General features: G+C 60.4%; 23 protein-coding genes and 1 pseudogene. 12 read left to right on the top strand and 12 right to left on the bottom strand.

Going from position 1 to position 26,074, the window contains the following annotated elements; genetic code table 11:
* Positions 1–138: 138 nt before the first annotated feature.
* The 7 genes from C2L64_RS20725 to chrA all read left to right on the top strand — a co-directional run bounded on the left by C2L64_RS20725 (position 139) and on the right by chrA (position 7,631).
* A complete protein-coding gene (locus C2L64_RS20725) occupies positions 139–1,116 on the top strand; it encodes a chromate resistance protein ChrB domain-containing protein (RefSeq protein ID WP_009770583.1) in 978 nt (325 codons plus the stop codon).
* Complete coding sequence (locus tag C2L64_RS20720; RefSeq protein ID WP_009770584.1) at positions 1,113–2,297, top strand: chromate transporter; 1,185 nt, start codon at positions 1,113–1,115, stop codon at positions 2,295–2,297. The genes C2L64_RS20725 and C2L64_RS20720 overlap by 4 nt, the downstream gene beginning before the upstream one ends.
* A gap of 35 nt (positions 2,298–2,332) precedes the next feature.
* Positions 2,333–3,067: a superoxide dismutase gene (locus C2L64_RS20715; RefSeq protein WP_236674149.1), complete on the top strand. Its 735-nt coding sequence runs from the start codon at positions 2,333–2,335 to the stop codon at positions 3,065–3,067.
* Positions 3,064–3,492, top strand: coding sequence for a chromate resistance protein ChrB domain-containing protein (locus C2L64_RS20710; RefSeq protein WP_009770586.1), 429 nt, complete (start codon positions 3,064–3,066; stop codon positions 3,490–3,492). The genes C2L64_RS20715 and C2L64_RS20710 overlap by 4 nt, the downstream gene beginning before the upstream one ends.
* A complete protein-coding gene (locus tag C2L64_RS20705; protein WP_009770587.1) occupies positions 3,479–4,735 on the top strand; it encodes an MFS transporter in 1,257 nt (418 codons plus the stop codon). The genes C2L64_RS20710 and C2L64_RS20705 overlap by 14 nt, the downstream gene beginning before the upstream one ends.
* A gap of 9 nt (positions 4,736–4,744) precedes the next feature.
* On the top strand, positions 4,745–5,794 hold the full coding sequence (locus C2L64_RS20700) for a hypothetical protein (RefSeq protein ID WP_009770588.1): 1,050 nt from the start codon (positions 4,745–4,747) through the stop codon (positions 5,792–5,794).
* Between the two features lie 601 nt (positions 5,795–6,395).
* Positions 6,396–7,631: a chromate efflux transporter gene (chrA, locus tag C2L64_RS20695; RefSeq protein WP_007741995.1), complete on the top strand. Its 1,236-nt coding sequence runs from the start codon at positions 6,396–6,398 to the stop codon at positions 7,629–7,631.
* Between the two features lie 114 nt (positions 7,632–7,745).
* Here the strand turns inward: chrA and C2L64_RS20690 are convergent, their stop codons facing one another.
* The 3 genes from C2L64_RS20690 to phaP form a co-directional block, all read right to left on the bottom strand.
* Positions 7,746–7,928, bottom strand: coding sequence for a hypothetical protein (locus tag C2L64_RS20690; protein ID WP_009770590.1), 183 nt, complete (start codon positions 7,926–7,928; stop codon positions 7,746–7,748).
* 148 nt (positions 7,929–8,076) lie between these two features.
* Positions 8,077–9,807, bottom strand: a complete 1,731-nt coding sequence (gene phaC / locus C2L64_RS20685; protein WP_009770591.1) for a class I poly(R)-hydroxyalkanoic acid synthase — start codon at positions 9,805–9,807, stop codon at positions 8,077–8,079.
* Positions 9,808–9,893: 86 nt separating this feature from the next.
* Complete coding sequence (phaP, locus tag C2L64_RS20680; RefSeq protein ID WP_009770592.1) at positions 9,894–10,295, bottom strand: TIGR01841 family phasin; 402 nt, start codon at positions 10,293–10,295, stop codon at positions 9,894–9,896.
* A gap of 600 nt (positions 10,296–10,895) precedes the next feature.
* Here phaP and C2L64_RS53320 point away from each other — a divergent pair.
* Positions 10,896–11,183, top strand: a complete 288-nt coding sequence (locus C2L64_RS53320) for a hypothetical protein (protein ID WP_158660532.1) — start codon at positions 10,896–10,898, stop codon at positions 11,181–11,183.
* A gap of 129 nt (positions 11,184–11,312) precedes the next feature.
* Here the strand turns inward: C2L64_RS53320 and C2L64_RS20670 are convergent, their stop codons facing one another.
* Positions 11,313–11,555: a hypothetical protein gene (locus C2L64_RS20670; RefSeq protein ID WP_009770594.1), complete on the bottom strand. Its 243-nt coding sequence runs from the start codon at positions 11,553–11,555 to the stop codon at positions 11,313–11,315.
* 38 nt (positions 11,556–11,593) lie between these two features.
* On the opposite strand from C2L64_RS20670, the gene C2L64_RS20665 reads away from it, so the two are divergent.
* Complete coding sequence (locus tag C2L64_RS20665) at positions 11,594–12,112, top strand: DUF1643 domain-containing protein (RefSeq protein WP_009770595.1); 519 nt, start codon at positions 11,594–11,596, stop codon at positions 12,110–12,112.
* Between the two features lie 26 nt (positions 12,113–12,138).
* Here C2L64_RS20665 and C2L64_RS20660 read toward each other — a convergent pair whose 3' ends face one another.
* The gene (locus C2L64_RS20660) at positions 12,139–12,396 is read right to left on the bottom strand and encodes a hypothetical protein (RefSeq protein ID WP_009770596.1); all 258 of its coding nucleotides are present in this window, start codon (positions 12,394–12,396) and stop codon (positions 12,139–12,141) included.
* Between the two features lie 125 nt (positions 12,397–12,521).
* Here C2L64_RS20660 and C2L64_RS20655 point away from each other — a divergent pair.
* From C2L64_RS20655 to C2L64_RS20645, 3 genes and pseudogenes are all read left to right on the top strand, one after another.
* Positions 12,522–12,875 (top strand): annotated as a pseudogene (locus tag C2L64_RS20655) (SET domain-containing protein-lysine N-methyltransferase); the annotation flags it as partial.
* 462 nt (positions 12,876–13,337) lie between these two features.
* The gene (locus C2L64_RS20650) at positions 13,338–13,631 is read left to right on the top strand and encodes a hypothetical protein (RefSeq protein ID WP_007741962.1); all 294 of its coding nucleotides are present in this window, start codon (positions 13,338–13,340) and stop codon (positions 13,629–13,631) included.
* Positions 13,632–15,520: 1,889 nt separating this feature from the next.
* Positions 15,521–15,817: a hypothetical protein gene (locus C2L64_RS20645; RefSeq protein WP_039902206.1), complete on the top strand. Its 297-nt coding sequence runs from the start codon at positions 15,521–15,523 to the stop codon at positions 15,815–15,817.
* 368 nt (positions 15,818–16,185) lie between these two features.
* Here the strand turns inward: C2L64_RS20645 and C2L64_RS54930 are convergent, their stop codons facing one another.
* The 7 genes from C2L64_RS54930 to C2L64_RS20610 all read right to left on the bottom strand — a co-directional run bounded on the left by C2L64_RS54930 (position 16,186) and on the right by C2L64_RS20610 (position 25,939).
* The gene (locus tag C2L64_RS54930) at positions 16,186–16,461 is read right to left on the bottom strand and encodes a hypothetical protein (RefSeq protein ID WP_238554854.1); all 276 of its coding nucleotides are present in this window, start codon (positions 16,459–16,461) and stop codon (positions 16,186–16,188) included.
* Positions 16,462–16,622: 161 nt separating this feature from the next.
* Positions 16,623–18,836 carry a penicillin-binding protein 1A gene (locus C2L64_RS20635; RefSeq protein WP_051058284.1) on the bottom strand — a complete coding sequence of 738 codons (2,214 nt, stop codon included), beginning with the start codon at positions 18,834–18,836 and terminating at the stop codon, positions 16,623–16,625.
* Positions 18,837–19,101: 265 nt separating this feature from the next.
* Positions 19,102–19,896, bottom strand: coding sequence for an NAD-binding protein (locus tag C2L64_RS20630; RefSeq protein ID WP_009770341.1), 795 nt, complete (start codon positions 19,894–19,896; stop codon positions 19,102–19,104).
* Between the two features lie 425 nt (positions 19,897–20,321).
* Entirely contained in the window at positions 20,322–21,668 is a 1,347-nt protein-coding gene (locus C2L64_RS20625; RefSeq protein ID WP_009770342.1) for a glutamine synthetase family protein, read from the bottom strand.
* Between the two features lie 157 nt (positions 21,669–21,825).
* Complete coding sequence (locus C2L64_RS20620; protein WP_009770343.1) at positions 21,826–22,380, bottom strand: helix-turn-helix domain-containing protein; 555 nt, start codon at positions 22,378–22,380, stop codon at positions 21,826–21,828.
* 14 nt (positions 22,381–22,394) lie between these two features.
* Entirely contained in the window at positions 22,395–23,684 is a 1,290-nt protein-coding gene (locus C2L64_RS20615; RefSeq protein ID WP_009770344.1) for an NAD(P)/FAD-dependent oxidoreductase, read from the bottom strand.
* 995 nt (positions 23,685–24,679) lie between these two features.
* Positions 24,680–25,939 (bottom strand): IS256 family transposase, encoded by a 1,260-nt coding sequence (locus tag C2L64_RS20610; protein WP_079487685.1) that lies wholly within the window; start codon positions 25,937–25,939, stop codon positions 24,680–24,682.
* Between the last annotated feature and the right edge of the window lie 135 nt (positions 25,940–26,074).

Raw genomic sequence — 26,074 nt, 5'->3', positions numbered from 1 at the left:
GTTCCACGTTCGTTCATCCATCGCTTCCGACTTCGTCCGCGCGCTCTTCCGCGCGGATCGCGCCGTGCCCGGGGTGCGCAAACGCGCCCCGCAGCTTCATCCTTGTAGAGTACGCTACCATGTTGTAACGTATACAACATGAGCATATCGAATACCTGGCTGTTACTGGTCCTTACCCTGCCAACAGACAACGCCACCGCCCGGATGCGCTTCTGGCGCGCTCTCAAAGCCAAAGGCTGCGCAGTCCTGCGTGACGGGGTTTATCTGTTGCCCGCGACCGACGCCGCGGAAGCCGAATTGCTGGAACTTGGATCGAGCATTGGCGAAGCCGGCGGGGCGGCTCATATCATCCGCGCTCCCAGTCGCGGAGTGGATCAGGAAGCCGAATTCCGCTCCCTGTTCGACCGGGCTGACGAGTACGCAGCTTTCATACGGACGCTTGCCGATGCGAGAAAGACCCTGTCGGAACTCTCGCCCGCGGAAATCGCCCGCCTGTTGAGGCGCACAGGCAAGGATTTCGAGACAATTTCCAGCATCGATTTCTTCAGGAATGAGGCATCCACCCGCGCCGAGGCGGCGTGGCAGGATTTCGTCGCGCTGGCCAACACGGTCCTGTCGCCGGGCGAGCCACATCAAGTCGAAGGCGCTATTCCCAAGCTGCGCCGCGAGGACTATCACGGCCGGACCTGGGCGACCCGCCAGCGGCTGTGGGTCGACCGTGTGGCCAGCGCGTGGCTTATCCGGCGCTTCGTTGATTCCGATGCGCGTTTTCTGTGGCTTTCATCCCCCGACGAATGTCCTCCCGAAGCTCTCGGTTTCGACTTCGATGGCGCTGCTTTTTCCCATATTGGCGAGCGCGTGACCTTTGAAGTGCTGGTTGCCAGCTTCGGTCTTGAGGACGAACCAGGACTACTCAAACTGGGCGCGCTGGTACACGCGCTGGATATCGGCGGAGGATCTGTACCGGAAGCCGTCGGCTTCGAAGCCGTCATGACGGGAGCGAAAGCGCGTGCGCTGACTGACGACGCGTTGCTGGCAGAAATGAGCAACGTCCTCGATTCGCTGCTTGCGCATTTTGCCGCCAGTGAAAGGGCCGACGCAGGGAAACGCCAATGAGTACCGTCACGCACGTTGTGCCCACTTACACGCTTGGTCAACTGGTCCGCTACATGTTGCGCCTTGGCACCGTTGGCTTCGGCGGGCCCGTCGCACTTGCCGGCTATATGCACCGCGACCTCGTCGAACGGTTGGGCTGGATCAGCGAAGAGGATTACAAGGAAGGGATAGCACTGGCCCAGTTGGCGCCGGGGCCGATGGCCGCGCAACTGGCCATCTATCTCGGATATGTGCACTTCCGTGTGCTCGGCGCCACGCTGGTGGGCATTGCGTTTGTCATCCCTTCGTTCCTGATGGTTGTGGCGCTTGGCTGGGCGTACGCGCACTTTGGCGGTCTGTCGTGGATGCAGGCGGTCTTCTACGGCGTGGGCGCGGCGGTCGTCGGCATTATCGCGATGAGCGCGTACAAGCTGACCAAAAAAACTGTTGGTTCGGACAGGCTGCTGTGGGCCATTTTTCTGACACTGGCCGCCGTCACGTTCGTGACGGAATCGGAGATTGCGTGGCTCTTTATCGCTGCAGGGGTCATCGGATGGTTACGACGCGCGCCACCGAAGTGGCTCACCAAAGGCTCCGTAAACGGGCTTGCTGTGGGATACCTGCCAGCCATGAGCGGCGTGTTCAGCGGGCTCGACCTTCCACTGCTCGGGCAGATCGGGCTGTTCTTCGCGAAAGCCGGCGCGTTCGTCTTCGGCTCCGGTCTCGCCATCGTTCCGTTTCTGTACGGCGGGGTCGTCACCGAGCACCACTGGCTGAATGACCGCCAGTTTGTCGACGCGGTTGCCGTGGCGATGATTACACCGGGACCGGTCGTCATCACAGTCGGATTCATTGGATACCTGGTGGCAGGCTTGGCTGGCGCATGTGTCGCTGCGTTGGGCACATTCCTGCCGTGTTACCTGTTCACCGTGCTTCCGGCACCGTACTTCAAGAAATACGGGAAGCTGCCGGGCGTCAAGGCGTTCGTAGATGGCATCACGGCGGCCGCCGTTGGTGCTATCACGGGCTCGGTTCTGGTCATCGCAAAACGATCACTCATCGATATACCAACCATTGCGCTGGCACTCGCAACCGTGCTGCTTCTATTGCGCTTCAAGAAGTTGCAGGAGCCGGTCATCGTCATCGCAGCGGCACTATTTGGTCTTGTTGTTTATCCACTTGTTCATTCTCACGGTCTCTAGCCGCGCGAGCGCGCAGTCTTCGAGGAAAAGCAATCATGGCAACACGTCGTAACTTCCTGCACGGCACCGCTGTTGTCGGAGCAGGACTCATGTTGGCGCAGGCACAAGCTGCAAATGCTGCAGAGGACATGGGTTATGCCGACAAGCTGATTGACGCGGACGGCAAATACGTCGCGGCACCACTGCCATTCGCTTACGACGCACTCGAACCGGTTATCGACGCGCGCACTGTGGAAGTGCACTACAACTTCCATCACAAGCCCGCAGTCATCGCGGCTAACAAGGCGGAAGAAGCACTCGCCAAGGCGCGCGATTCAAACGATTTCGCGCTGGTGAAGTTTTACGAAAAGGAACTGGCTTTCCAGCTTTCGAGCCACATCCTGCACACCATTTACTGGACCAGCATTTCGGGAAAGGGTGACGTACCGAAAGGCGAACTGGCCAAGGCTATCGACAGGGATTTTGGCTCATATGTGAAATTCAAGGCCCAACTGCTGGCAGCGACGTTGTCCGTGGAAGCCTCCGGTTGGGGCGTTGTCGGATACCTCCCGGTAACCGGCAAGCTCATGGTGCTGCAGTGTGAAAATCATCAGAAGCTGACAGCATGGGGTATCCAGCCGATTCTTGTGCTGGACGTCTTCGAACACGCGTATTACCTGAGATACCAGAACAAACGTAACGAGTACCTCACCCAGATCTTTACGCTGTTGAACTGGGAAAACGCTGCGCAGCGGTTCAGTGCCGCGCAGCCTTCGCGGAGGTTGACATGAAATGGGTTACGCGCGAACGTCCCAAGATTGACCGGATCGCCTGTCCCTGGCTGATCGTCAATTTCATCGACAGGGAAGCTGAGTTTATTTATGTGCCGCTCGATGAGGTGCTGCGGGTGACACGGGAGACAGGTGCCATACCGTATGACGTGCCCAACGTCGAACTAGGTCACCACGGCGAGTTGTGCAGTTTCGATGCATTCCTGCGGAAGTATCAGCTGACCGATCCGGCACTGCAAAAGCTGGCGCGCATTGTGCGCGGCGCGGACACCAGTCGGCTCGATCTGGCTCCGGAGGCGAGCGGCCTTTACGCGATCTCGATCGGGCTGTCCCGCAATTTCGACAACGACCACGAGCAGCTGCGGCACGGCATGGTTATATACGACGCGCTCTATGCGTGGTGTCGGAGCGATGCGCACACCTAAGACAGCGCCCGCGATTGCCGGTCGCGGTGCAATATCACGCCTGATGTTACCTGCCGGGGCGGACGGAAGCGCGCTGCCCCTGCTCATCGGCCGCGGGTTGCGCGGTTTCTGTGACGGATTCGTCGCGGTGCTTCTGCCGGCGTACCTGCTCGCTCTTGGTTTCGGCCAGCTGGACGTTGGACTCGTTAGCAGCGCCACGCTGATCGGTTCGGCGCTCGCGACAATCCTGGTCGGAATCTTCGCCGGACGCCATCCGCTGCGTCGCGTGCTCACCCTCGCGGCGGGCCTGATGGCCGCGACCGGCATGGGCTTTATGGGATCGTCTTCGCTCTGGCCGCTGCTCATCGTCGCGTTCGTCGGAACGCTCAACCCCAGTTCAGGGGACGTCAGCCTCTTTCTGCCGCTGGAACTGGCGAGCCTCGCGGGTTCAGCGGCGGGCGATGCGCGGACGGCTATCTTCGCCCGCTATAGCCTGGTCGGCGCGGTGTCCGCCGCGGTGGGTGCTTTGGCGGCAGCGATTCCAGGCTGGCTCGTCATGCATGTCGGCCTGTCACTGCTCGCTGCCCTGCGCGCAATGTTCGGCGTCTATGGGCTGGTCGGACTTGCGCTCTGGCTCCTCTATCGCAGGTTGCCAGAACCGCAACGGCAAGACCGGTCACGCAGCGTATCGTTGGGTCCGTCGCGCGGAATCGTCACGCGCCTCGCGCTACTTTTCAGCGTGGACGCATTCGCTGGTGGCCTGGTCGTGAACTCGTTGCTGTCGCTGTGGTTGATGCAGCGCTTCGGCCTTTCGCTGGCAGCGGCGGGGCAGTTCTTTTTCTGGGCAGGGTTGTTGACCGCAGGTTCGCAGCTCGCCGCGGTGCCGCTGGCCCGCAAGATCGGATTGCTGAATACCATGGTGTTCACCCATATCCCATCCAGCCTCTGCCTGATTGGTGCCGCCCTCGCGCCGTCCTTGCTGCTGACGCTGGCGTTACTGCTCATGCGCAGCGCGCTCTCGCAGATGGACGTGCCAACACGGACCGCCTATGTGATGGCGGTGGTGACGCCGCCCGAACGGCCGGCAGCTGCGAGCTTCACGGCGGTACCCAGAAGCCTGGCGTCGGCACTCGGCCCCACGCTGGCCGGCGCGTTGCTGGCTGTCGGATGGGTCGGTGCCCCGCTAGTCGCCTGCGGTGTGCTCAAGATTGGCTATGACCTCGCGCTGTTGGGGGTCTTCCGACGGGTGAAACTCACCGAGTAGAGTCTCATCATGAATGCACCTCATATTCGGACGGCTGCATGGTGCCTGCTTCATGTCGCGTCCGCTATCGCTGCTGCAGTTTGCCTGGTCGTGTTCCCTGCGCTGGGTGCAGATGATGGTTTTGAACCCGGCAATCTGCCATTGAAGCTGCTCGGCGACGTTCCTCTGGGCGGACGGCCGACCCGACTCGACTACGCGAGCCTCGACCCGGCGCGTCATCTGCTGTTCATCGCGCACCTGGGTGACGGACAGGTCATCGTGTTCGATACGCGTGCTGCGCGCGTCGTTAGCCGGATTCCGGACGTAGCCTCAGTGCATGGCGTACTGGCGATTCCTGAACTGTCACGCGTTTATGCGTCGGCCACGGGGTCGAACGAGATTGTCGCGATTGATGAGGTGACACTGAAGGTCACCGCGCGTATGCCGGGTGGCACCTACCCGGACGGCATGGCCTATGCGCCCGATTTGCATAAACTCTATGTATCCGACGAAACAGGTGCGACCGAGACAGTGATTGACATTCGCTCGAACACGCGGATCGCGACGATCCCGCTCGGCGGCGAGGCTGGCAATACACAATACGATCCGGTTTCCCGGCACATTTTCGTGAACGTGCAGTCGCGACGACAGCTGGTGGACATCGACCCGGCCACCGATCAAATCGTCGCGCGTATTGATTTACCCGGCGCACGCGGCAATCACGGACTGCTGATCGATCCGGGGCAACGGCTCGCCTTTATAGCGTGCGAAGGCAATAACAAACTGCTTGTAGTCGACATGCGTACGATGCGCGTCACCTCATCGTTCGACGTCGGCCCGGATCCGGATGTCCTGGCTTTCGACTCCGCACTTCATCTGCTTTATGTAGCAGGCGAAACAGGCATTGTCTCGATGTTCAGAGCCGAAGCAGGCAGCGCATCGAAAATCGGCGACGGACGCGTTGGCCCCAATGCACACGTTATTGCGGTGGATCAACTTACGCATCGAGCGTACTTCCCGCTCAAAAATGTCCACGGACAGGCAACGTTGCGTGTCATGGAATCGACGATCGGGCAGTGACGTCGTCGGAGGGTTTGATCGGTGAGCAGACGAGGCAGTTTGGTCTAAGGTGACGTGGATGGGAAGGCTATATGAAGTTCGTTTTCCTGGTCGCCGCTATGGTGGTGGTTGCTATCGCAATATGCTGGTGTACATACTGGCTGGTCGTCAGCAACGCGGACTGACCCGGCACGCGATTCCGACATCGAATTGCCGCGATCGAAGTTTCGTTGTGGACGACCGCTTTAGGTCTCAGCAGGGACGTACGGTCAGATTCCGACACTGTCTGTTTGTGGCCGAGCCCGAGCCGGCGACCATCGGCTCGGATCGACCCGTTTGAGAGAGTCACGATATACCCGCGAACGCCCGCCTGTTGGACAGCATGAGACGGTCACGGCGAGCGCACAGGGTAGCGCCTAAAAAACCGAGCCGCCCCCATAGACGGATAACGACATCCGAGACCAGGTGCGAATGGCGCGACATGGACCGTTCACGGCGCTGCACCGTGAGACCAGATCGAGTCATAATTAAAATCCCGATGCTGTCGCCCCCCGAACAACGATAGATGACCGAGATCTTCATGCGGGCGTGCTGATCTTCTCAATCTGGAAAACCGGCAATCATGGAAACTGGTATCACCTCTGCGCACTCGACTCGGGAGGGTTCCGCATCGGAGGTTCTCGCGGTTTTTCTCAAATTGGGGCTGACGTGCTTCGGCGGTCCCATCGCCCATCTGGGATACTTTCGCCGGGAATTCGTTGAGCGGCGCCGCTGGCTTGATGACGAAACCTTCACGGATCTGGTCGGGCTCTGTCAGTTCCTTCCAGGACCGGCCAGCAGCCAGGTGGGGTACTCGATCGGTCTCTTGCGAGCGGGGTGGCTTGGGGGACTCGCGGCCTGGTGCGGATTCACGCTGCCTTCAGTCCTGTTGTTGCTCAGCTTTGCTGCCATCGCCCCGAGTCTTGGCGGCATGGTCGGTGGCGGCTTGATCCATGGCCTGAAGCTCGTCGCTGTCGCTGTCGTCGCTCAAGCAGTTTGGGATATGGCACGGCGCCTGTGTCCGGATCAACGCCGTGCTGCCATCGCGCTCATCGCCATCGGGGTGCTCAGCATTCTGACGACCGTCTATGCGCAACTCATCGTTATCGCCCTCGGCGCTGTGCTCGGACTCGCGTTTTGCCAGACGACGACATCGTCAGACGCCGGTCGAGTGCCACGACACACGCACGAAATCCGTGTATCCCGCACGGTGGGTGCCGTCGCGTTGATCCTCTTCGTTGTCTTGCTGTTCGGGCTTCCCGCGCTGGTCCGACTCCACGCGGGCCAGGCACTCGAGGTCTTCAATGCGTTCTATCGCTCGGGTGCGCTTGTCTTCGGCGGTGGTCACGTTGTGCTACCGCTTCTTCAGCAGCAAACCGTTGAGGCCGGCCTGGTCTCGTCGAACGATTTTCTCGCAGGCTACGGCGCCGCACAGGCCGTCCCGGGCCCGTTATTCACGTTCGCTGCATTTCTCGGATGGATGCTGACCGAAGCGCCGAATCACTGGACCGGCGCGTTGCTCGCCACCGTGGGCATTTTTTTGCCGGGTCTTCTGCTCGTGCTTGCGGCGCTACCTTACTGGCAAGCGCTGCGCGCTCACCCGTCGATGGCTGCACTGCTTGCGGGGGTGAATGCGGCGGTCGTTGGACTGCTGGCCACCGCGCTGTACTCGCCGGTCTGGACCAGCGCGGTTCTCTCGGAGCTCGACTTTGCCATCGCAGCCATCGGGTTTTTCTTGCTGACACGCTGGAAGATTCCACCGCTCGCCGTCGTCGCGCTCTGTGCGCTGGCCGGCATTGCCGAGGCGACCTTGCACTGAATCGATGGGCGGTCGTCACCCGCGCGGTCATCGCTGCCTCGTGGTCGGCCAAAACTGCCATCCATCGCTCGCAGTTGACGCTATTTCCGCAATGACCGGTTCTGCGTGACGCTGTCAGGGAACATTGTGAAACGTGATGATCGAGGGGAAGCCAGACGCCAGGCCAAAGTTCTGTGTCTGATAGGCGACGGTGGTGGTTGTCATCCGGAGCTGCGCCAGTACGACGCTGCCAGGACCGGTAACGGTAAGCACGCGCGCGACGGTGTCGAAGTTGCGGTCGGTGGCGTTGGCGGACACTGAGACGATGAGATGCCTTCGCAGCCACCTCAAGCGCAAAGCCCGCAATAGCCACGATCGCGGGCTTGCGCACTAGCCGTCGGCCTCGGTGCATGATGAGTTGCGCTTTTAGACATCCGTCGTCGACGTTTGAAGTGCTCAACGCCGCTCAGGCGCCCATGACTTCCGGGGGATGTTTTTTCACATAACGCCCAGGGGCCGGCTCGATCGGCTTGTACTTCGCGTTGCCCAGCTTCTTCGGCGCTGCGACCTGCTTGCCCGCATACGCCTGCAGCCAGTTGTTCCAGTGCGTCCACCAGCTTCCGGGATGCGATTGCGCCGATTCCAGCCACGCCTGCGGATCGTCGCCGAGCGTGCCGTCGCTCCAGTAGCTGCGCTTGTTCTTCGACGCCGGATTGACCACGCCCGCGATATGCCCGCTCGCGCCGAGCACGAACTGCGTGTCACCGCCGACGAGTTGCGTCGACCGGTACGCGCCCTTCCACGGCACGATGTGATCTTCCTGCGTGCCGAAGATATAGCTCGGAATGTCGATGCTGCCGAGGTCCACCTGCGTGCCGCACATCGAGAGGCGGCCCGGCTTGCAGAGGTTGTTCTCGAGATACGTGTTGCGCAGATACCAGGCGTACATCGGGCCGGGCAGATTGGTGCCGTCGGCGTTCCAGTAGAGCAGGTCGAACGCCTGCGGTGCGCCGCCCTTAAGGTAGTTGTTCACGACATACGGCCAGATCAGGTCGTTCGCGCGCAGCGTCTGGAACACGAAGCCGAGTTCACCACCGGAATAGATGCCGCCCTTGCCGATCGTCTGCTCGCGCTGCGACACGCCCTGCTCGTCGATAAACACGCCGAGGTCGCCGGGATCGCTGAAGTCGAGCATCGTCGTGAGGAGCGTCACGCTCGCGACCGACTCGTCGCCGCGCGCGCGCAGCACCGCAAGCGCCGACGACAGGATCGTCCCGCCGACACACCAGCCGACTGTATTGACCTTGTCGGCGCCGCTGATCGCGCGGCCAACTTCGATCGCCTTGATCGCGCCGTTTTCGATGTAGTCGTCCCACGTGACGTGGCCGAGTTCTGCGTCGGGGTTGCGCCACGACACGAGGAACACGGTCAGCCCCTGCTCGGCCGCGTAGCGCACGAACGAGTTCTCGGGCTGCAGATCGAGGATGTAGAACTTGTTGATGCAGGGCGGCACAATCACGACCGGCCGCTCGGCGACCTGCTCGGTGAGCGGCGCGTACTGGATCAACTGGAACAGTTCGTTCTCGAACACCACCGATCCCTTCGATACTGCGACGTTCTTCCCCACTTCGAACGCGTTTTCATCTGTGATCGAGATGCGTCCGCGCTTCAGGTCTTCGAGCAGATTGGCGAAGCCCGTGCGCACGCTTTCGCCCTGCGTTTCGATGGCGGTCTTCATCGCTTCGGGATTGGTCACGGCGAAGTTGGCAGGGCTCATCGAATCGATGAACTGGCGCGCGTAGAAACGCAGCCTGTGCTTCTCCTTTTCGCCGACACCCGCAGCCTCGACCATGTCGTTGAGCAGACGCGAGTTGAGCAAGTATGTCTGCTTGAGCATGCTGTACCAAGGATTCTCGCGCCAGGCATCGGCACTGAAGCGGCGGTCGCCGCGCTCGGGTTCGACGGCGGACGTGGGCTTTTGCCCCATTGCGCTCGTCACCATGCCCATGTACAGCGCCATCTGCTGCTGCCAGTAATGCGCCTGTGCTTCTGCCAGCGCAAGCGCCGGCATACTGGTGGGGGTCGAAGGCACTTCGCCGATCTTGCCAGCTGCGCCGGTGTAGGCTTGCAGCAACGTCTGGCCCGATTTAAAGAAGCCTTGGACGAACTCGTCTGGCATGTTGAACGGTGCGGCCATGCTGCCTCCTGAGAGTTATGATTAAACGTTGCTGCCCGTCCCGCGATGACAATGCACCACTCGCACGACGTGCCAAGGCGCGCCAGCTATTTGCGCTGCAGCATCTGCCTGATCTCTGCCGCGTGTTCATTCGCGCGTTTTGTGAGGCTCGCCGTTGCCTCCAGTTGCGACTTGCGCGCGATTTCAGCCAGATCCTTTGTATCTTCGACTGCCTTCAGCCACGCATTGCGCGCCATCTCAGCGTGTTTCCCAGGGTCCGCCGCACCCGCACGGGTGGCTGCCTGAATGTCCTGCATCGCTTGGGTCAGCATCTCGGTCTGCTTGCGGGCAAACGCCTGCATCGCGTCGTAAGCGGACTTGTTCGCCTCGACGATCGCCTCAATGTCCTTCCTGCGCGACGCGACCAACGCGGACATATCGACGCCCGGCACCTTGAACTGTTCGAGCATCTTCGTCAGATCGCCAAAGGGATTTGTTTGATCAGCCATGACTGTCTTCTCCTCGATTAATCGGCAAACTACATACGGAAGGTAGCTACTTACTTGCCCTCATTCAGGGCGGGCACTCCCCGACGTCGGCATCACGAGCGCATCGTCGCCGCGGCGTGCATAGCATCGCCATTTCTCCAGCCAGAAGCACTCGATCCATTCATGAGCTCAGGTAGCACGGGTATCGCCGCGCGCCAACCGGTCTCGAACTCGCCGGATTAACCGCAAGGACAACGACACCATGAACGAACAGAATGCACTCGCGACAGGGCCGCTTTGCGGTGCTGCCCCGGAGCCGGTGCACGGAGACCAAATCATCGGCATATCTGAGCCGTTTCGAGGAATCCGTACACGCGTGCCCTATCCAGAGCTGTCGTCGCACCACTTCATCGCCCAACGCTGCGCCGATTCGATAGCGTCCGCGTCGGAGGGATAGGCGCCGAGATCGCCCGAGTATTTCACTTCGAAGGCATCTCCGCCCGACTTCACCAGCTTATTTCGGTAATCACAGTCGCGACAAACGAAAAAAGCCCGCTTTCGTCGGTTTAGGCTTCGACCTGATCGAACGAGGAACGTGCCTTGCAGTTTCGGCAAGTCCACATGGCTATCTCCGCCGCCGTTTGCGCCGCATGGGCGGTTGCCCAGGTTCTGAGTGTCGGCGCGGCAATTCAGCGCTCTTGTTCTTTAAGCAGCTTGTTAGCAAGGACGCGCTTCAGGTTAATGTTGCCCTGCGTTCAGCAGCATCCAGACCTGTCGTCGCGGCTCGCCTTTGAGGATACGAGCGAATGCGGCGCCGCATCGAACGCAGGTGTAGTGTTGCTCAACCTGGGCGGCTTTCACTTCGCCGGCTCCCACGAGAGTCAACGTATCGTGCGGATCAACCGTTGAGGGGTGCCCATAAAGGTCTGTGCATGGCTCGCACGGTTGAATCCAGAGTTCCACGTCAGGGCTCCTGCTCCTTCGACTGTTGTGAAAGCTCGCGGAGCTTGGCATTTGTCATTTACCCAACAGAGTAAATCAGGACTCTCGGGAGATGTGCGGGTTTACATCGAACTCGAAAAGCACCTGCGAGATGGCAGTTCCAACGACCGCTCTTGCCTCGATGGTATCGGGTTCCAAACTATATCCGCTCGCAGTCACGCCGTTGCTTCCCTCTGGATAGAGAGACACACGCATCCCAGTTTCATATCCACCGATGCTCGGCAATCGCTTATTCACTTCGGCAATAAACTCTTCTGGCGAAATCACGGGTTTCGACATGGCAGTGGTCTCCTGGATATTTTGCGAGGAATCCTAGCATGAGTGCCGTCATCAGCCCTTGTGGCACATATCGCTATTTGCTGAAGCGCGCAGCCGAGTCGCTATCACCCGTGAAATCGACGGCCTTGCTCGTGATGCTGAATCCGAGCACGGCGGACGCGGCGCTCGACGATCCGACGATCCGACGCTGCCGTGGTTTCGCGAAGCTTTGGGACTGCAATGGCCTCGCCGTGGCGAACCTGTACGCGCTGCGCTCGACCGACCCGGCCGCGCTGTGGGCGCATCACGATCCAGTCGGGCCTGACAACGATGACTACCTATGGGTTTTCGCGCGCGAGTGCGACGACGTCGTGTGCGCGTGGGGATCGAATGCCAAGCCTGAGCGCGCCGTTCGTGTCGCCGGCATCTTGACTGACGCTGGCGCGCGCCTCTGGTGTCTCGGCACAACGAAGGACGGCTCGCCGCGCCATCCGCTATACGTGCGCAGCGATCAGCCGTTGATCGAGTGGCGCCCGTCAGCTATCGCGGCATCCGCAGAGAAGGGAGATAAGGCGTGAGCGAAAACACTGCCCGTTGCACTCGCTCAGCAATCGTAGCTGCCCAAAGCGACAACCAGTGCGTCCGGGTTCGCTTTCCGCCACTTGACAGCCACTTCTCGAATCTTGCCAGCATTGTTCCGAATCACTTGAGTCTCATCATATTCGGTGGATGCAGCAAGAACTCTGATCGCCGTTCTGGCGATCGTCGCCGCGCGGCTCCCATCGCGATCGGAGATGACGAAACTCACATAGTCGCCGCTTGTTTCCGTACTGATTTCCGAAATCTTGAATTCGTTTTTCATACGGGCTTCCGTTGTTGTCGGAAACGAATCCTAGCATTTCATCACTCTGCGAATCACGTCCAGTCAACTCATGACCGAAGCAGCGCAACGAGTAATCGAAACAACGAGAAAACACAGGGTAATCAATGAAGATCGGTCGCTCGTATTACGTGGAGGAAGGGACAAACAACGCAAGGCGACTGCGACGTATTACGGCACGGCGCTCTTCAGTGCACGGCAAGGGGCGGCTCGCGTTGCGTCCCCTCTCCGCTGGCGAGCGACTCATCGAATACAAAGGTGAAGTCACCAGCTGCCGTCGGGCGACTGCTCGCCTGCAATCCGCTGTCGGACATAGGCTTGTTTTTGTGCTGTCTAGCGGACTCGTGATCGACGACAGCCGCGGCGACAACAGCGCGCGCTTTCTGAACCACGCATGCATTTCCAACCGCGAAGCGGTTGAGGTCGGCGATCGTGTGTTCATCCGGCCATTGCCGACATTGGAACAGGCTGTGTTCTGCGTCAGCAATGTGGCGGATTGCTGACGGTGGTGGCATCGAGCATACGACAGCTTCGTCTGTCAGCGAACTCACACTTCGACCCTGACGGGACATTCGACCTTCCAACTCGCATCCGTCGGCTCACAGGCGTGGAACCGCCATTCGAACCAGTACGCTTCGGCATGAGGCGAATTAGCACGTTCGATCCAATGCTGCCCTGCCGATCCGGGAAAGGCAATCGCGCATAGAAGACGGGCAGTGGCCGAATTGCTTCGATATTGAACCATGGTCCAATATCGGCATCCCCACTAGTCGCGTAGACTATCTTTCGAACGAGCGTGGTTGATCTCGCGCCCCTGGACGGGGCGCGTAGAAGAAGTAAAGAACCATGCCTTGCGTGCGGAAGCGCCGATCTTGGAACTCTGACAGACCAGTAGCCGCTTGTGAGGATGCGAGGGTAAGCCCATGAACAAATGTCTTTGGTTTGCGATGGTACCGGCGTTGCTGTTCGCGGAGGCCGCCACGGCTCAATACCCTGTCATGAACATGATCGCTGACGATCTCGTGCAGAAGTACCAGCAAGCGAGTTGCGAGCAACTTTGGCAAGAGAGAATGGCAAAACGAGGCCATCCGAAATCTCAGAGAGAGCAGGAGGCGGTACAGATGCTCCAAAGCGACCCACAGATGCGCGCTGCGTTCATCAACAGGGTGGCCGCACCCGTTGCCAACAAGATGTTCGAGTGCGGCATGCTTCCCTGATAGCTGCAGGGGCGGCACGCTTAAGACCAGAGACGGAGCATTGCAGGGTGGACCATTTCCTCGTCGCCTTGGTTGTGTTTGTGTGCGTATTCGGCAGCGCAGTGCTTGGCGCATATTTGCGCGCCGTGCTGCCGGAACACCACCTTAGCGATGAATCAGCCGGCTTCGTACAACTGGCGACCAGCCTGATCGCTACCATGGCCGCGCTGGTGCCGATGCCAGCGAGGCCGTTGGTTCTTTGTCGCACTGGTCCAAGTTACCCTTGAATGTGCTCCATATGGGAAATGACGGCGTTGAGCGCGAACGAAAGCGTGTTGGACCTTGGTCCAACCAGACAGATGCTCAGAGCCTAGGCAACGTCTCCAGCTTGTAAATCGAATTCGCACAACCTACCCTTTATTTACCTGACGCGGTTAGAAAGCGGCAGCAGCAATTCCACGCGCTCACATGACGTGCTCACTTACAAGCTGTGCGGTCCGCAGCCTGGCAGATTCATTGCCCTGGCGCCGGTTTCTCTCATGCCTTGAGACTCTGATGTCACTGCGCTTCTTGTCTCGATTTGCCAAGGCACACGGCCTACTCGTCGCCGCATTGATTTACTCAGCCTCGGCTGGCGCGACATGCAGTGACACTCGAATTAAAAACATGGCTGAAGAGAAAACGATCGCGGAGATTGCAAAAAGTTGCGAGATGGATAAGGACGAGGTTTACAAAGTTTTAAACGGTAAAGCGAGCAGCATCGCGGCGTCACCGAGCGACGGAGCTAACACAGGCAGTCTTCCACCAGGGACGCCCTTGGAAGAGTGTGGATGCTGGGGAAAATTTGATTCTTCCGTTCGGCAAGCACTGCCAAGATGCCGAAGCGGGTACGCCCAAACTAAGCGTTGCGGCGGCTTTTGCGCGTTTTCGGGATTCTATGAGTCGCAACGCGTATGCACTGAATGAGTCCACGCAACCCGATTTGAAAGAAGTCTGGGAGCTAATACATCAACAAACGGTTGTTGGATTTGGCTATGCGTCTTTGGACTCATTCACGATTCGATGCCATGACGGAGACGCTGCAGTCGCCGTTGCACTTTCTGAACTACTTCAAGCAGCGGGCCAGATACGCGGATCAACTGCTGGCCTCACAGGACTTGACGGATCCGAGCATATCACCTGAAGTGACGACTTCTCGGCGGCGCTAGAGATTGCCGTTGCGGTCAGGCGCACGGGGCGGGCGCCACGGGCGCCGCCGGCGCCGCAACGCCGGACCGCGTCCTGACCATCCCTGATTCTGATGAACGCATCAAGTTTGCGGGGTGGCTCTTTTTCTCTTAACTCAGGCCGGCTAATGGGGGCCGTTGTCTGGGCGGAGCCGACGTTCGAACGTCCGCGTGAAAGCGTGAGCCAACCTCGGTAGATGGCCGACTGTACGCGTTCGGCCGTCTTCCCTGGAAGCCACCGTTCGAAAATACTTGAACTGCACAGGCGGCGGCATTGTGCCCATAAGGGTCGGTTGCGCCCTCTGAGCTCCGCCGTTCTATTTGCCAAACTGCAGCTTTCGAGACGCAGCTGCCGCCAAATTGTGTGCGATGGCCGCCAGTGGATTCTCTTGGACGTCTAGCTTCCGCTTTGCGGTAGCCCGCCCCGCTCGACCAGGATGCTCGACCTGCTCCAAAAGGTTGGAGTATCAGCTTACCTAAGCCAAGGTTTCGATAAGAGCATTAGAGTTTGACAATTGCTTTACATAGACAGCATGGTTACTACACTTCGTTGTTGCGGCGACGATCGGTCCTGCCGTGCTCGTGGTCTCCACTGAGCAATGATGAGAGAGTGTGCACTGTGGTCAGTTGTCGGGCGCCCTGCTGATAGTGGCGCCTTATCTTGCGGAATTGGAGGTCGCAATCATGCAAACTGTTTTAAGACGATATTCCGGAAAGGGCGCGAAAGAATTGTTTGATTTGCTCGAGAAGCATAACGCTGAGGTCGAAGAATGGATGGGTGGTGTCAAAGGCTTGGTAACGTACACGCTCGTACGCAGCGGGGATGGCGGATTCTCCGTGACCGTTTGTCAAGACAAGACAGGTATCGATGAGAGCGTGCAAAGAGCGAAGGAATGGATTACGAAGAATGCGGGGAGTATTGGAGCGGCGGCGCCGGAAGTGACGGAGGGTGCAGTCATTGCTCATTTGAACAAGTCTTAGTTCTTAGACTTACGACGCACGTGCCAGGTGGTGGCATGGACGTGCGTCGCACAAAAGCGTAGACGGTGAGATCAGCAACACGAGATAAATTCCCATAAAGGCCGACATGTTGTCGACATGATCCCAACCACGAAGGTCCGGTGCCTGGTGCGGAGCCGACGCTTGAATGGCCATCTGAGCGTGCGGAGGAACGAACCTAGTTGGCCGGTCCCGCCCCATGTCGAATTTCCTGGTCGACACCGAGCGCCCACTCGAGGCGCCACATAGCGGACATTCGAACCACACGCTTTCATGCACGGGCATTCAAGAACCGGCCGCTGACTGGACTTGCGTCATTCCTCCCGGCGGCGGCTCGCGGTGCTGGTTAGTCAGCATTCGCCTTTTTTCGCGTGGCCCGGCGGACAGTGATCGTGCCCGTGACGGTGGCGATGCTCCTCCCATTCGTCGCGGTCCAAATAGCGGTGTCCGTCCCAGTACCGGCCCCCGTGCCATCCGGGCGACACTACGACCACCGGTGCCGGCGCGACCACGACGGGCGGCGGTACGCCAATATTGATGCCAACGCCAACGTCGACAGCATTCGCAAGTCCTGACGCCCCCATTCCAATATCCGCTAGCGCCGCGGCAATGAAGAGATGTTTCATCTTGTCCCCCGAAAGGGCAGCAACACGTTGCTGGTCGGCCACCTCACACGTAGCCGTCATTGTTCAATCTCACGCAGTGAGCAGCGTTGTCATGTCCGCTTATCACGGTTTGCTCTACTGATAGCGAGCAAAGCAGCACAGAAGAGCATTATTCAACGACACTAGAATGGCCAGAACAGGAAGTGGCGGTGATGTCGCGCGCGGACCGCGCGAGGGGGGCGCGTTTCGGGGCCAAGCTGAGCACGGGGATCGATGACTCGCGCGCGCAGCGCCATGTCGTAAAATGCGCCCACCATCGGCAACGCGCTGTGGGCCCCCTCACCCCAATAGTCGTTGCCGAGCGTCACACGTGCATCGTCGAAACCAACCCACGCGCCAGCGACCAGTTGCGGATGCATCAGGATGAACCAGCTATCGGTGTTGCCCTGCGTCGTGCCCGTCTTGCCGGCTACGTCGGCGCGAATCCCGAAGCGTGTTCGGATGTCCGAGCCGGTGCCCCGGTTGACGACGTCGCGCATCACGTCGACGAGCGTTTGCGCTGCGCTGGCCGGTAGCGCCGCTTCTGGCGATGCGCTCGGGAATTCTGCGAGCACCTTGCCGTTGTGATCTTCGATGCGCGTGACCATGCGCGGTTCGATATAGGCGCCGCGATCTGCGATCGTGCAATACGCCGAGACCATTTCCTTCAGCGTGACCGGGCTCGTGCCCAGCGCGAGCGACGGCACCGCTTCGAGCGGACTTTCGCGCACACCCATCGCGCGCGCAAGCCGCACGACCTTCTCGGGGCCTTCCTTTTGCATAAGCTGAGCGGTGACGCGGTTGCGCGAATACGCGAGTGCGTCGCGCAGCGTCATTGGTCCGCCAGTGGGCGGTTCCGCGTCGGTCGGCCGCCAGATCGCATGTCCGCTTAGGGGAATGGCGACGCTCCGGTCGACGATCGTATCGCTCGGCCGCGCGCCGTCCGCAAAGGCCGCGCCGTAGACGAACGGCTTGAACGTCGAGCCCGGCTGGCGCCGCGCCTGCTGCACATGATCGAACGGCTCGTCGCCGAAATCGCGACTGCCGACCCATGCCTTGATATCTCCGTTGCGTGGATCGATGGCGACAAAGCCCGCCTGGATCTGCGCTTTGCTCCGGCACAGCGCACGGACGAACGTGGGGTCCGTGGCGAGCTTCCTGAGCGCGGCCTGATCCGATTGACCCGCGTCGCGCGCCGCGCGGTAGTCGGGCGTCTGCCGGATGAAGGTCTGGAACAGGTCGTTGCCCGGCCAGCAGCCCGTGCGTTCGTTCCATGCGTCGTTCGCGATCCATTGCAACTGGTTCGTCTGCCAGTTCATCGCCTGCGTCGCCATTGCCTGCAGACGGGAATCGATGGTCGTGCGCACGACGAGCCCGTCGGCATAGATGTTGTAGCCGTTGCGATCGGCCCATCCGATCAGCCACTTGCGCAATTGCGCCGCAAAATGCGGTGCGGGGCCCGGCGACGCGGTCTGGAGCGCGAAATCGACGTTGAGCGGTCGACGCTTCAACCATTCATACTCGCCGGGCTTGAGCTTCCCGTACCTGTTCATCTGCCCGAGCACCGTATTGCGCCGCTGCAATGCACGCTCGGGATTGAGCACCGGGTTGTAGGTGCTGTTGGCCTTCAGCATGCCGACGAGCGTCGCGCTTTCAAGGATGTCGAGCTGAGCAGCCGATTTGCTGAAGTAGGTGCGCGCGGCCATTTCCACGCCGTATGCGTTATACAGGAACGGCACCGTGTTCAGGTACGTCTCGAGGATCTGGTCCTTGCTGTACACGGCTTCGATCTTGAACGCCGTGATGGCTTCCTTGAGCTTGCGCGCGAGGGTCGGCGCGCGGCCGATTTCATCGGGATACAGGTTGCGCGCGAGCTGCTGCGTGATCGTCGAGCCGCCTTGCCGGTCACCAGAGAACGTATGCAGCGCGGCCGACGCGGTGCGCTTCCAGTCGATGCCGTGATGCTCGTAGAAGCGACGGTCTTCCGTCGCGATCAAGGCATCCACCATGTACGGCGAAATCTGCTTGAGCGACACCCATTCGCGATTGACCGGCTTGAAGTCCGCGAGCAGTTTGCCGTCGGCGGACACGATCAACGCTGGCCGGTCGACACGGACTTTGCGGATGTCGCCGATGCCTGGTGTGAAAGGCACAAGCGCGAGCACGTACAGCAGGAACAGCGCTGGCACCGCGCAGAGTGCCAGCGCGATACCGCGTCGCGTCGGATGACTAAGGCCTCGCAGCGCCGCAATGAAGACGAGTCTGGCTTTCGTTCTGCTGGTAGCGGCCAGTGGTTCGATGCGGGCGAGCCACCTTGTGCAATGTTGATGAAACAAGGACAAATATCGGCGATTCACGGTGACGACGCGCAGGCGGAAAAGGCGGGATCGTACCAAACCGCAAGGACGCTTCTGCCGTCAAAACAGGGCTGCCGCCCGCGCCATTAACAGACGATTACATTTGTTTCGAGTGGACGACGTTCGCTGCTGCGGCCCCCGTTTTGCTCTGGCCGTCTGCGTAAGGTCGGGGCGTTGGCGCAGCGGCCATTTGCACTCGATCATGATCCGCTCGCGGCAGGTGACCGCTTACTGAGGCGGATTCAACCGGTCGATGCAACACAATTCAGGTCCGTTGCGCCGGCCGCGCATCGATCTGCCCGACCATGGCGCACGCAATGATGTCGTTCTGGTCGATGACCGTCGACGCGCCCGCCTTCTCGAGCAACATCCTGCGCAAATCGTTCTCACCTGACACCACGATCTGGAGCCCGGGATTGAGCGTGTGCGCGACCAGCGTGATTTCCAGGTTGCTGTTCGGATCGAATCCCGTCACGAACAGCGCACTGGCGGTATCCAGCCTGGCACGTTCGAGTACATCGTCGAACGAACTCTGATCGCCCAAGATGACCATGTATCCCAGTCTGGATGCTTTTTCGGCCCGCTTTACGTCGGTATCCAGCACGAGCACGGTCGCTCCCGCATCTCGCAGACGGGCGGCGACCAACTGGCCAACCGGACCAAACGGACAGACCGCAACATGGGTGCCCAGCGTTTCCAGCTTGTGCTCCATGACCCTGTTCTCCCAGAAGAACATCACGTCGTCGCCCGACAGTATCCCCGTCAGCTGGCGCAACGCGTAGCCGGCAACCACCATCGTTGCAAGAATGGCGACCAGCATGAATATCTTCTGGTCTGGATTGAAGTCCGAAAAGTCGCCCAGGGTCGTGACAAGGTTGACCGCATCCCACAAGGCCGTGAACATCTTCGTGCTCAACGGTGCATCCGAGTGGTCGAGCAGCCCAATCCCCAGCGTCGATCCCAGCAGCACCAGAAACAACAGGCCGATCGCCAGGTGCGCGCGGCGCCGCCATTCCTTGATACGCAGCCCGCCAAGCCGGGGTTCTTCGATCCGGTACATTCCGAGAATTCCTCGAATCCGTTCTTCGAATCGCAGTTCGACCCATTCGGGGAAGCACGCTCGCGCAACATGCTCCCCGCCCGTCCCGCTCTACCGATTACATCATGTCACTCGGTCACGCCAGCGGAATTGGACTTTGGTCCTGCGCGTCGGCGCGTTGCAGGAACAATAGAGCGCATCCCCGCGCGCGTCAACCGCGATCGGATCATTTGTGCCCCGAACCCCTGAAACTGTTAGGATGGCGAACAGTATCAACCTGTTCAACGCCAGTACTCGAATGATGGTAATGACCGTCAAGAATCTCGCTGCCCGTGGACGGCCGTTCGGTCATTGAATTCAACGTTGCCCCAACAGATCCGCGCAAAAATGAGTGGCCGAAATCAAATCGTGCTACTTCCGATCGCCTCCTGCCCCTCTGCCTCGCGTTACAGGTACCACCGATACTCGCGCGCACCGATTTCGTTTCTGAAGTCGAGTTCCTCCTGCCGTTTATTCTCGCAATACACCATGACAAACTCTCTGCCCATTCCTTCGCGCACGGCGGGATCAACCTGCATAGCTGCGACGGCCGATAGCATGTCCTTCGGGAAGTCGATTCCGCTGCCGCGATCCTCGTTCAGTGGCGCGATCGGCTCGATGCCCGCGTCGAGGCCGTGTTCCATACCGCTCAGGATCGCCGCGAGCACGAGGTACGGATTCGCGTCTGCGCTCGCGAGACGATGCTCGATTCGCAGATCGATCGGTTCGGACTCGGGAATCCGGATGCACGCGTCGCGATCTTCGAAGCCCCAGCTCGCACGGCTCGCCGCGTTCACCATCGAGCCGTACCGCCGGTACGCGTTGTGGTTCGGTGCGAACACCGGCATGCAGTGCGGCAGCAGCGCAAGGCAGCCGGCCACGGCGTGACGCAACGGACGCTGGTTATCGAGCGCGAGCAGATTGCGGCCGGCCTCGTCGTAGAGGCTCACGTGCACGTGCATCCCGCTGCCCGGCGTATGCAGATAGGGTTTGCCCATGAAGCTCGCGCGATAGCCGTGTTTCAGCGCGACCCCGCGCGTGCTGCGGCAGAACATCGCCGACCAGTCGGCGGCGCGCATCGCGTCGTCGCTATGGCCAAAGTTGATCTCGAACTGTCCCGGCCCAAGCTCGGCCGTGATCACCGTCGCATCGATCCCTTGCTGGCACGCGACGTCGACCATCTCGTGCAGCACCTCGGAGAAACGGGAGAGCCGTTCAATATGCATGTTCGGCTGGTCGTCGGGATCTCCGCTCAACCGGTCGCATGGATACCTGGGTATCCCGTCTTTGAGTTGTGCGTCAAACAGATAAAACTCGAGCTCGAACGCGACCACGGGCCGTATCCCGCGTCGCCTGAGACGTGTCAGCACGCGCGCGAGTACTTCGCGCGGTTCGAATTCGACTGGTGCGTCGGTGCCGTCGGTCGTGATCAACATCTGGCCGAGTGGCTGCGTTTCCCAGCTCACCGGCTTGAGCGTGCCAGGAATCAGGCGGCGCACCGCGTCCGGATCGCCGTCGTTGAAGCAGTAGTCGCCGATCTTGTAGAGGCCGCCCTGCGTGCCGAGCAGGATGCAGTTCTGCGGCATCTTCAGCAGCGAGCCCGATGCGACCTTTTCGAGCGAGTCGATCGGATAGCGCTTGCCGTAGAAGTGGCCGGGCAGATCGAGGCATATCAGGTCGACGTAGCGGATCTCGGGATGCGCGGCGCGAAACGCGCGAACTTCAGCGACCAGATCGGAAGCGGCGGAATGCATGGTTCTCGTCCTTGTCGTAGGAAAGCGGCAGTGTGTAAAGGCGTTCAGACGAACTCGATGGACGGACTTCCGCGACGCGGCGGTCCATATTTTGAGCGCGGGAAACGATTCGATTCGCGCGGGAGGGCGGACTGACATCGCATGCCCCCGCGCGACCTCAGGTGAAAACCCAGATGATCCGTGTCGGCTGGTCGGTGAGATTCGCGTAGCGGAACCGGGCATGCGCGGGCACCTGGAAAGCATCGTTTGGTCCGAGCGTGACGGGCTCGCCGTTGTCGAGCCAGACCGTGAGCTCACCCTCGAGCACAAAGCCGCCCTGTTCGTCACGGTCGTCGACGGGACGTTCCCCGCTGCTCGCGCCGGGCGCGAGATGGCTGTCGAGCATCGAAAAGCGCGCACGCATGGTCGGCGACACGAGGACGTCGGTGATGCCCTCCGCGTAATACAGCGTGCGGCGTTCTCCGGGACGCGTGACCCACGGCACCGAGCGGGGCTTGCTCAGGCTGTAGAAATAGGTGTGCGGCGTGTCAAGCGCATCGCAGATCGCGGTCAGGTCGGCGACGGTGGGGCGCGACAGCCCGCGCTCGACCTGCGACAGAAAGCCCACTGAGCGTCCCATCCTGTCGGCCAGTTCGCGCAGTGTGACCTTGCGATGCTTGCGCAGATCGCGGATCAGGATTGCGAGGCCTTCTATTTCTTCCTGCTCGTTCATGATCGGTTTCCTGTTCAGACCGTGTCGCGCAAGCGGAACCAGGCCTTGCCGATCGCTTCGAGGGGCGCGGCGAACCGCTCGCCACCTGGAAAGCGCGGGTTGCGGATGCGTTGATACAGAGACAGAAGGTGATCGTTGCCAAGGATCGCATCGGCGACAGCTCGCGCGCCCGCAAGCGTCGGCAGTACACCGTGCCCTGAAAAACCCTGAAGCCAGTAACGCTGCCTGTGGCAGCCGATGTCCGGCGTACGGCGCATGCTGATGTCGAGGTGCCCGCCCCACGCGAACTCGAGCTTCACGCCGCGCAACTGCGGGAATGCGCGTTCAAGTGGCCGCCGCGTGCTTTCCGCGATGTTGGCCGGAATGCCGCCAAGGTACGTGCAGCCGCCGCCGAATAGCAGTCGATTATCGGGGCTTCGCCGGAAGTAGTCGGGCACGAACTGATTGTCGATCACGCAACTGTTGCGCGGCAGCAGCGAATTCGCGAGTTCGGGATCGAGTTGCTCAGTCGCGACCTGATACGTGCCGACGGGAAGCAGGCGCCTCGCAAGTTTAGGGTCCAACCGGTCGATGTACGCATTGCACGCGAGTACGAGCACATCCGCGCGCACTTCGCCGCGCTCGGTACGCGCAACGTACCCTGATGACGTCTCGCGGTAGTCGAGCACACGGCTCTGCTCGAAGATGCGACCGCCCGTGCGCCCGATCGCCAGCGCGAGGCCGAGCGCCAACTTAAGCGGATTCAGGTGACCAGCCTCTGGATCGTAAAGTGCGCCCAGATAGCGCGGGCTGCCGATCCACTCGGGCATCTCATCGCGCGTAATGACGCTCAGGCGATCGTAGCCCCAGCGTTCGGCCGCCTCGTCGCGCGCCTGATTGAGCAACGCGACCCGGCGCGGCCGGACCGCGGCCCACAAGCTGCCCGGACAATAGTCGATGTCGAATCCGTGTCGTGCCGGCAGATCCCGGATTTCCCTGGCGGCCCAGCGCATGGTGTCCCACAGTTCACGTGCGCGCGCGTGACCCAATGAATCTTCGAGCGGTTGCATGTCGCACGACCAGCCGAGCAACGCCTGCCCGCCGTTGCGGCCCGACGCGGCCCATGCGACGCGGCTCGCCTCCAGCACGACGACACGCTTGCCCGCCGACGCAAGCCGCAGCGCCGTATGTAGCCCGCTGAAACCCGCACCAACGACCAGCACATCCGCATCCAGCCGACCGTCCAGCACAGGATGCAGCGGAATCGGGTCGGCCAGGGTACTGGCGTAGTAGCTCGTCACGTGCTGGGCAGACTGCGCAAACATGGGCGTTCTTGTGAAAATTCACGTGTGAAATTTCATGAAAAAATAGCATCGAAATTTCATGATGGCAAGTGTTGAAATTGCCGAGACCGCGCGAAAGCGGGGCTATGCGCCGACATGATGAGTGCGATCGTTGCCCGCGAGCGTTGGATATGCGGGTCCGCGAAGTGCATCAGCGTCTGCACATTGGCATGGCCGTCAGCTATATAGGTGACCACCCGTTGGTGCCTCCGTCTCAAGGCACCATCACGGAGCTCCGGCATACGCAAGCGGTCGTTCAGGACAGCCTGAGCCGGCGCCACAGGCGATTCCCTACGCGGCAATCGTTCCCGACAGCGCCGCCCCGATTCATCCTGAACCGGCACCGCCGCCGCGCGCACAGCGCGAAGAGTTCTTCATCGGCGACCTTCATCTAACGTCGAGATCGCGGAACCAGTTCTCGCTGCCTGTTCAATCAACCAGCGTCGGCTGGCATCCCACACCAACCCATGCCGGACAAGGGTTTCCGGCCGATGAACCCTAACGAAGCGACAATACCCAGCAAATGTCGACAAGGCTCGCTAATTCAACAGGATCGTCCTGGGAACCACCAGCGAACCCGCAGGCTCGGCGCTAAGAACCTCTTGAAGATAGAGATTTCTAACCCCGCAAAAGCGGACATCTGAACTTGGCTGGACAGCGGACATTTGAATCTGGCCTCGACATTTATTCTTTGATGGCGAATGAGTAAACAGATTGATCACGGTCGACTCGATCTCATTGGACGGAAGAAGATGTGACAGCCTGGGTGGTCGCACTAGTACAGCAAGTCGGCCTGCAACAGATCCAACGATCCCGGAAGCCTTTTACGCGACCGCGCGAGTTTTCGGCCCTACTGCCGAAACTGAACTAACGCCCACGCCGTGCGTAGCCCCGTCGGCACTTCGTTCGGGAGTGTCTGAATTTTTGTGTGCAAGGCAGCTAAAAGCCTGCCATCTGGCAGGCTCATCAATTGCATTCTACAAATGATTCCTGGTGAAGCGATCCTCGTAGAGGATCGCGAACTGGTTCATCGCGGCTTTCCAGTCATGCGCAGCACGGCTCCAGTCAGCCGTGATATTGCGCAAGGCCAGCCATAGCAGTTTGGTCGCGGCCTCGTCCGTCGGGAAGTGTCCACGCGTCTTGACGATCTTGCGTAGCCGGGCATTGACGCTTTCGATGGCATTGGTCGTGTAGATCACCTTGCGAACCGCTGGCGGAAACGCGAAGAAGGGGATCACGCGATCCCAGGCCCGACGCCAGGCGGCCACCACCGTCGGGAATTTCTGGCCCCACTCACCCTGTTCGAACGCGTCCAGTTCGGCCTGGGCAGCTTCAGCGCCCGTTGCCGAATAGATCGGTTTGAGGGCAGCAGCCAGCCCCCGCCGGTCTTTCCAGCTCGCGTAGTCCAGCGAGTTGCGGATCAGGTGCACGATGCACGTCTGGAGCGTGGTGGCCGGAAACACCGCGCCCAGTGCTTCAGGCATGCCCTTCAGTCCATCGGTGACCGCGATCAGGATGTCCTGCACGCCACGCACCTTCAGGTCGCTGAATACCTTCATCCAGAACTTCGCGCCTTCCGTGTTCTCGATCCACAGCCCCAGGATGTCCCGTGTGCCGTCCGGCAGGATGCCCAGCGCCAGATAGATCGCCTTGTTGCGCACCATCCCTTCCTCGCGGATCTTGACGCGTAGCGCGTCAAAGAACACTACCGGGTACATCGGCTCGAGCGGGCGCGCCTGCCAGATACTCACCTCGTCCATCACGGCATCGGTCACCGAGCTGATGAATTCCGGCGACACATCGGTACCGTACTGCTCAGCCAGAAACCCCTGGATCTCGCGCACCGTCATGCCACGGGCGTACATCGCGATGATCTTGTCGTCAAAGCCGGTGAAACGTCGCTCGTGCTTCGGAATCAGGATCGGGGCAAAGCTGCCGTCGCGGTCACGCGGAATCTCCAGGCGCAGCGGACCGTCGTCGGTCAGCACCGTCTTGCCGCTCTTGCCGTTGCGCTGGTTGGTCGCGTCTTCGGGCCGCACGGCACCCGCCGGATAACCCAGATGGTGTCCAAGTTCGGCGCCCAGCGCCCGCTCGATCAGCGCCTTCTTGAATGCCGCTGAAGCGGCGTGCACCGCTTCGGCAGTCATGGGTCCCTTCACGAACTGGTCGATCAGTTCCTTCGGAATGGACGGTAACACTGTCGGCGCTTCGGTAGTCGTCTTGGGTTTGCGTGGCATACATGCTCCTTGAGCTACATGTTATGCCTTGAACACAAAATCTATGACAGGCCCCTTCGTTCCGCGCCACTATCGCGCTCGACCTCTCGGAACTCTAAAGAAGCGATACAGGTCGTATGTGGCAGGGACTACCAC

Source organism: Paraburkholderia hospita (assembly GCF_002902965.1).
Lineage (GTDB): Bacteria > Pseudomonadota > Gammaproteobacteria > Burkholderiales > Burkholderiaceae > Paraburkholderia > Paraburkholderia hospita.
The sequence above is the reverse complement of the archived record's forward strand: the minus strand, read 5'-3'. Positions and strand labels throughout refer to the sequence as shown.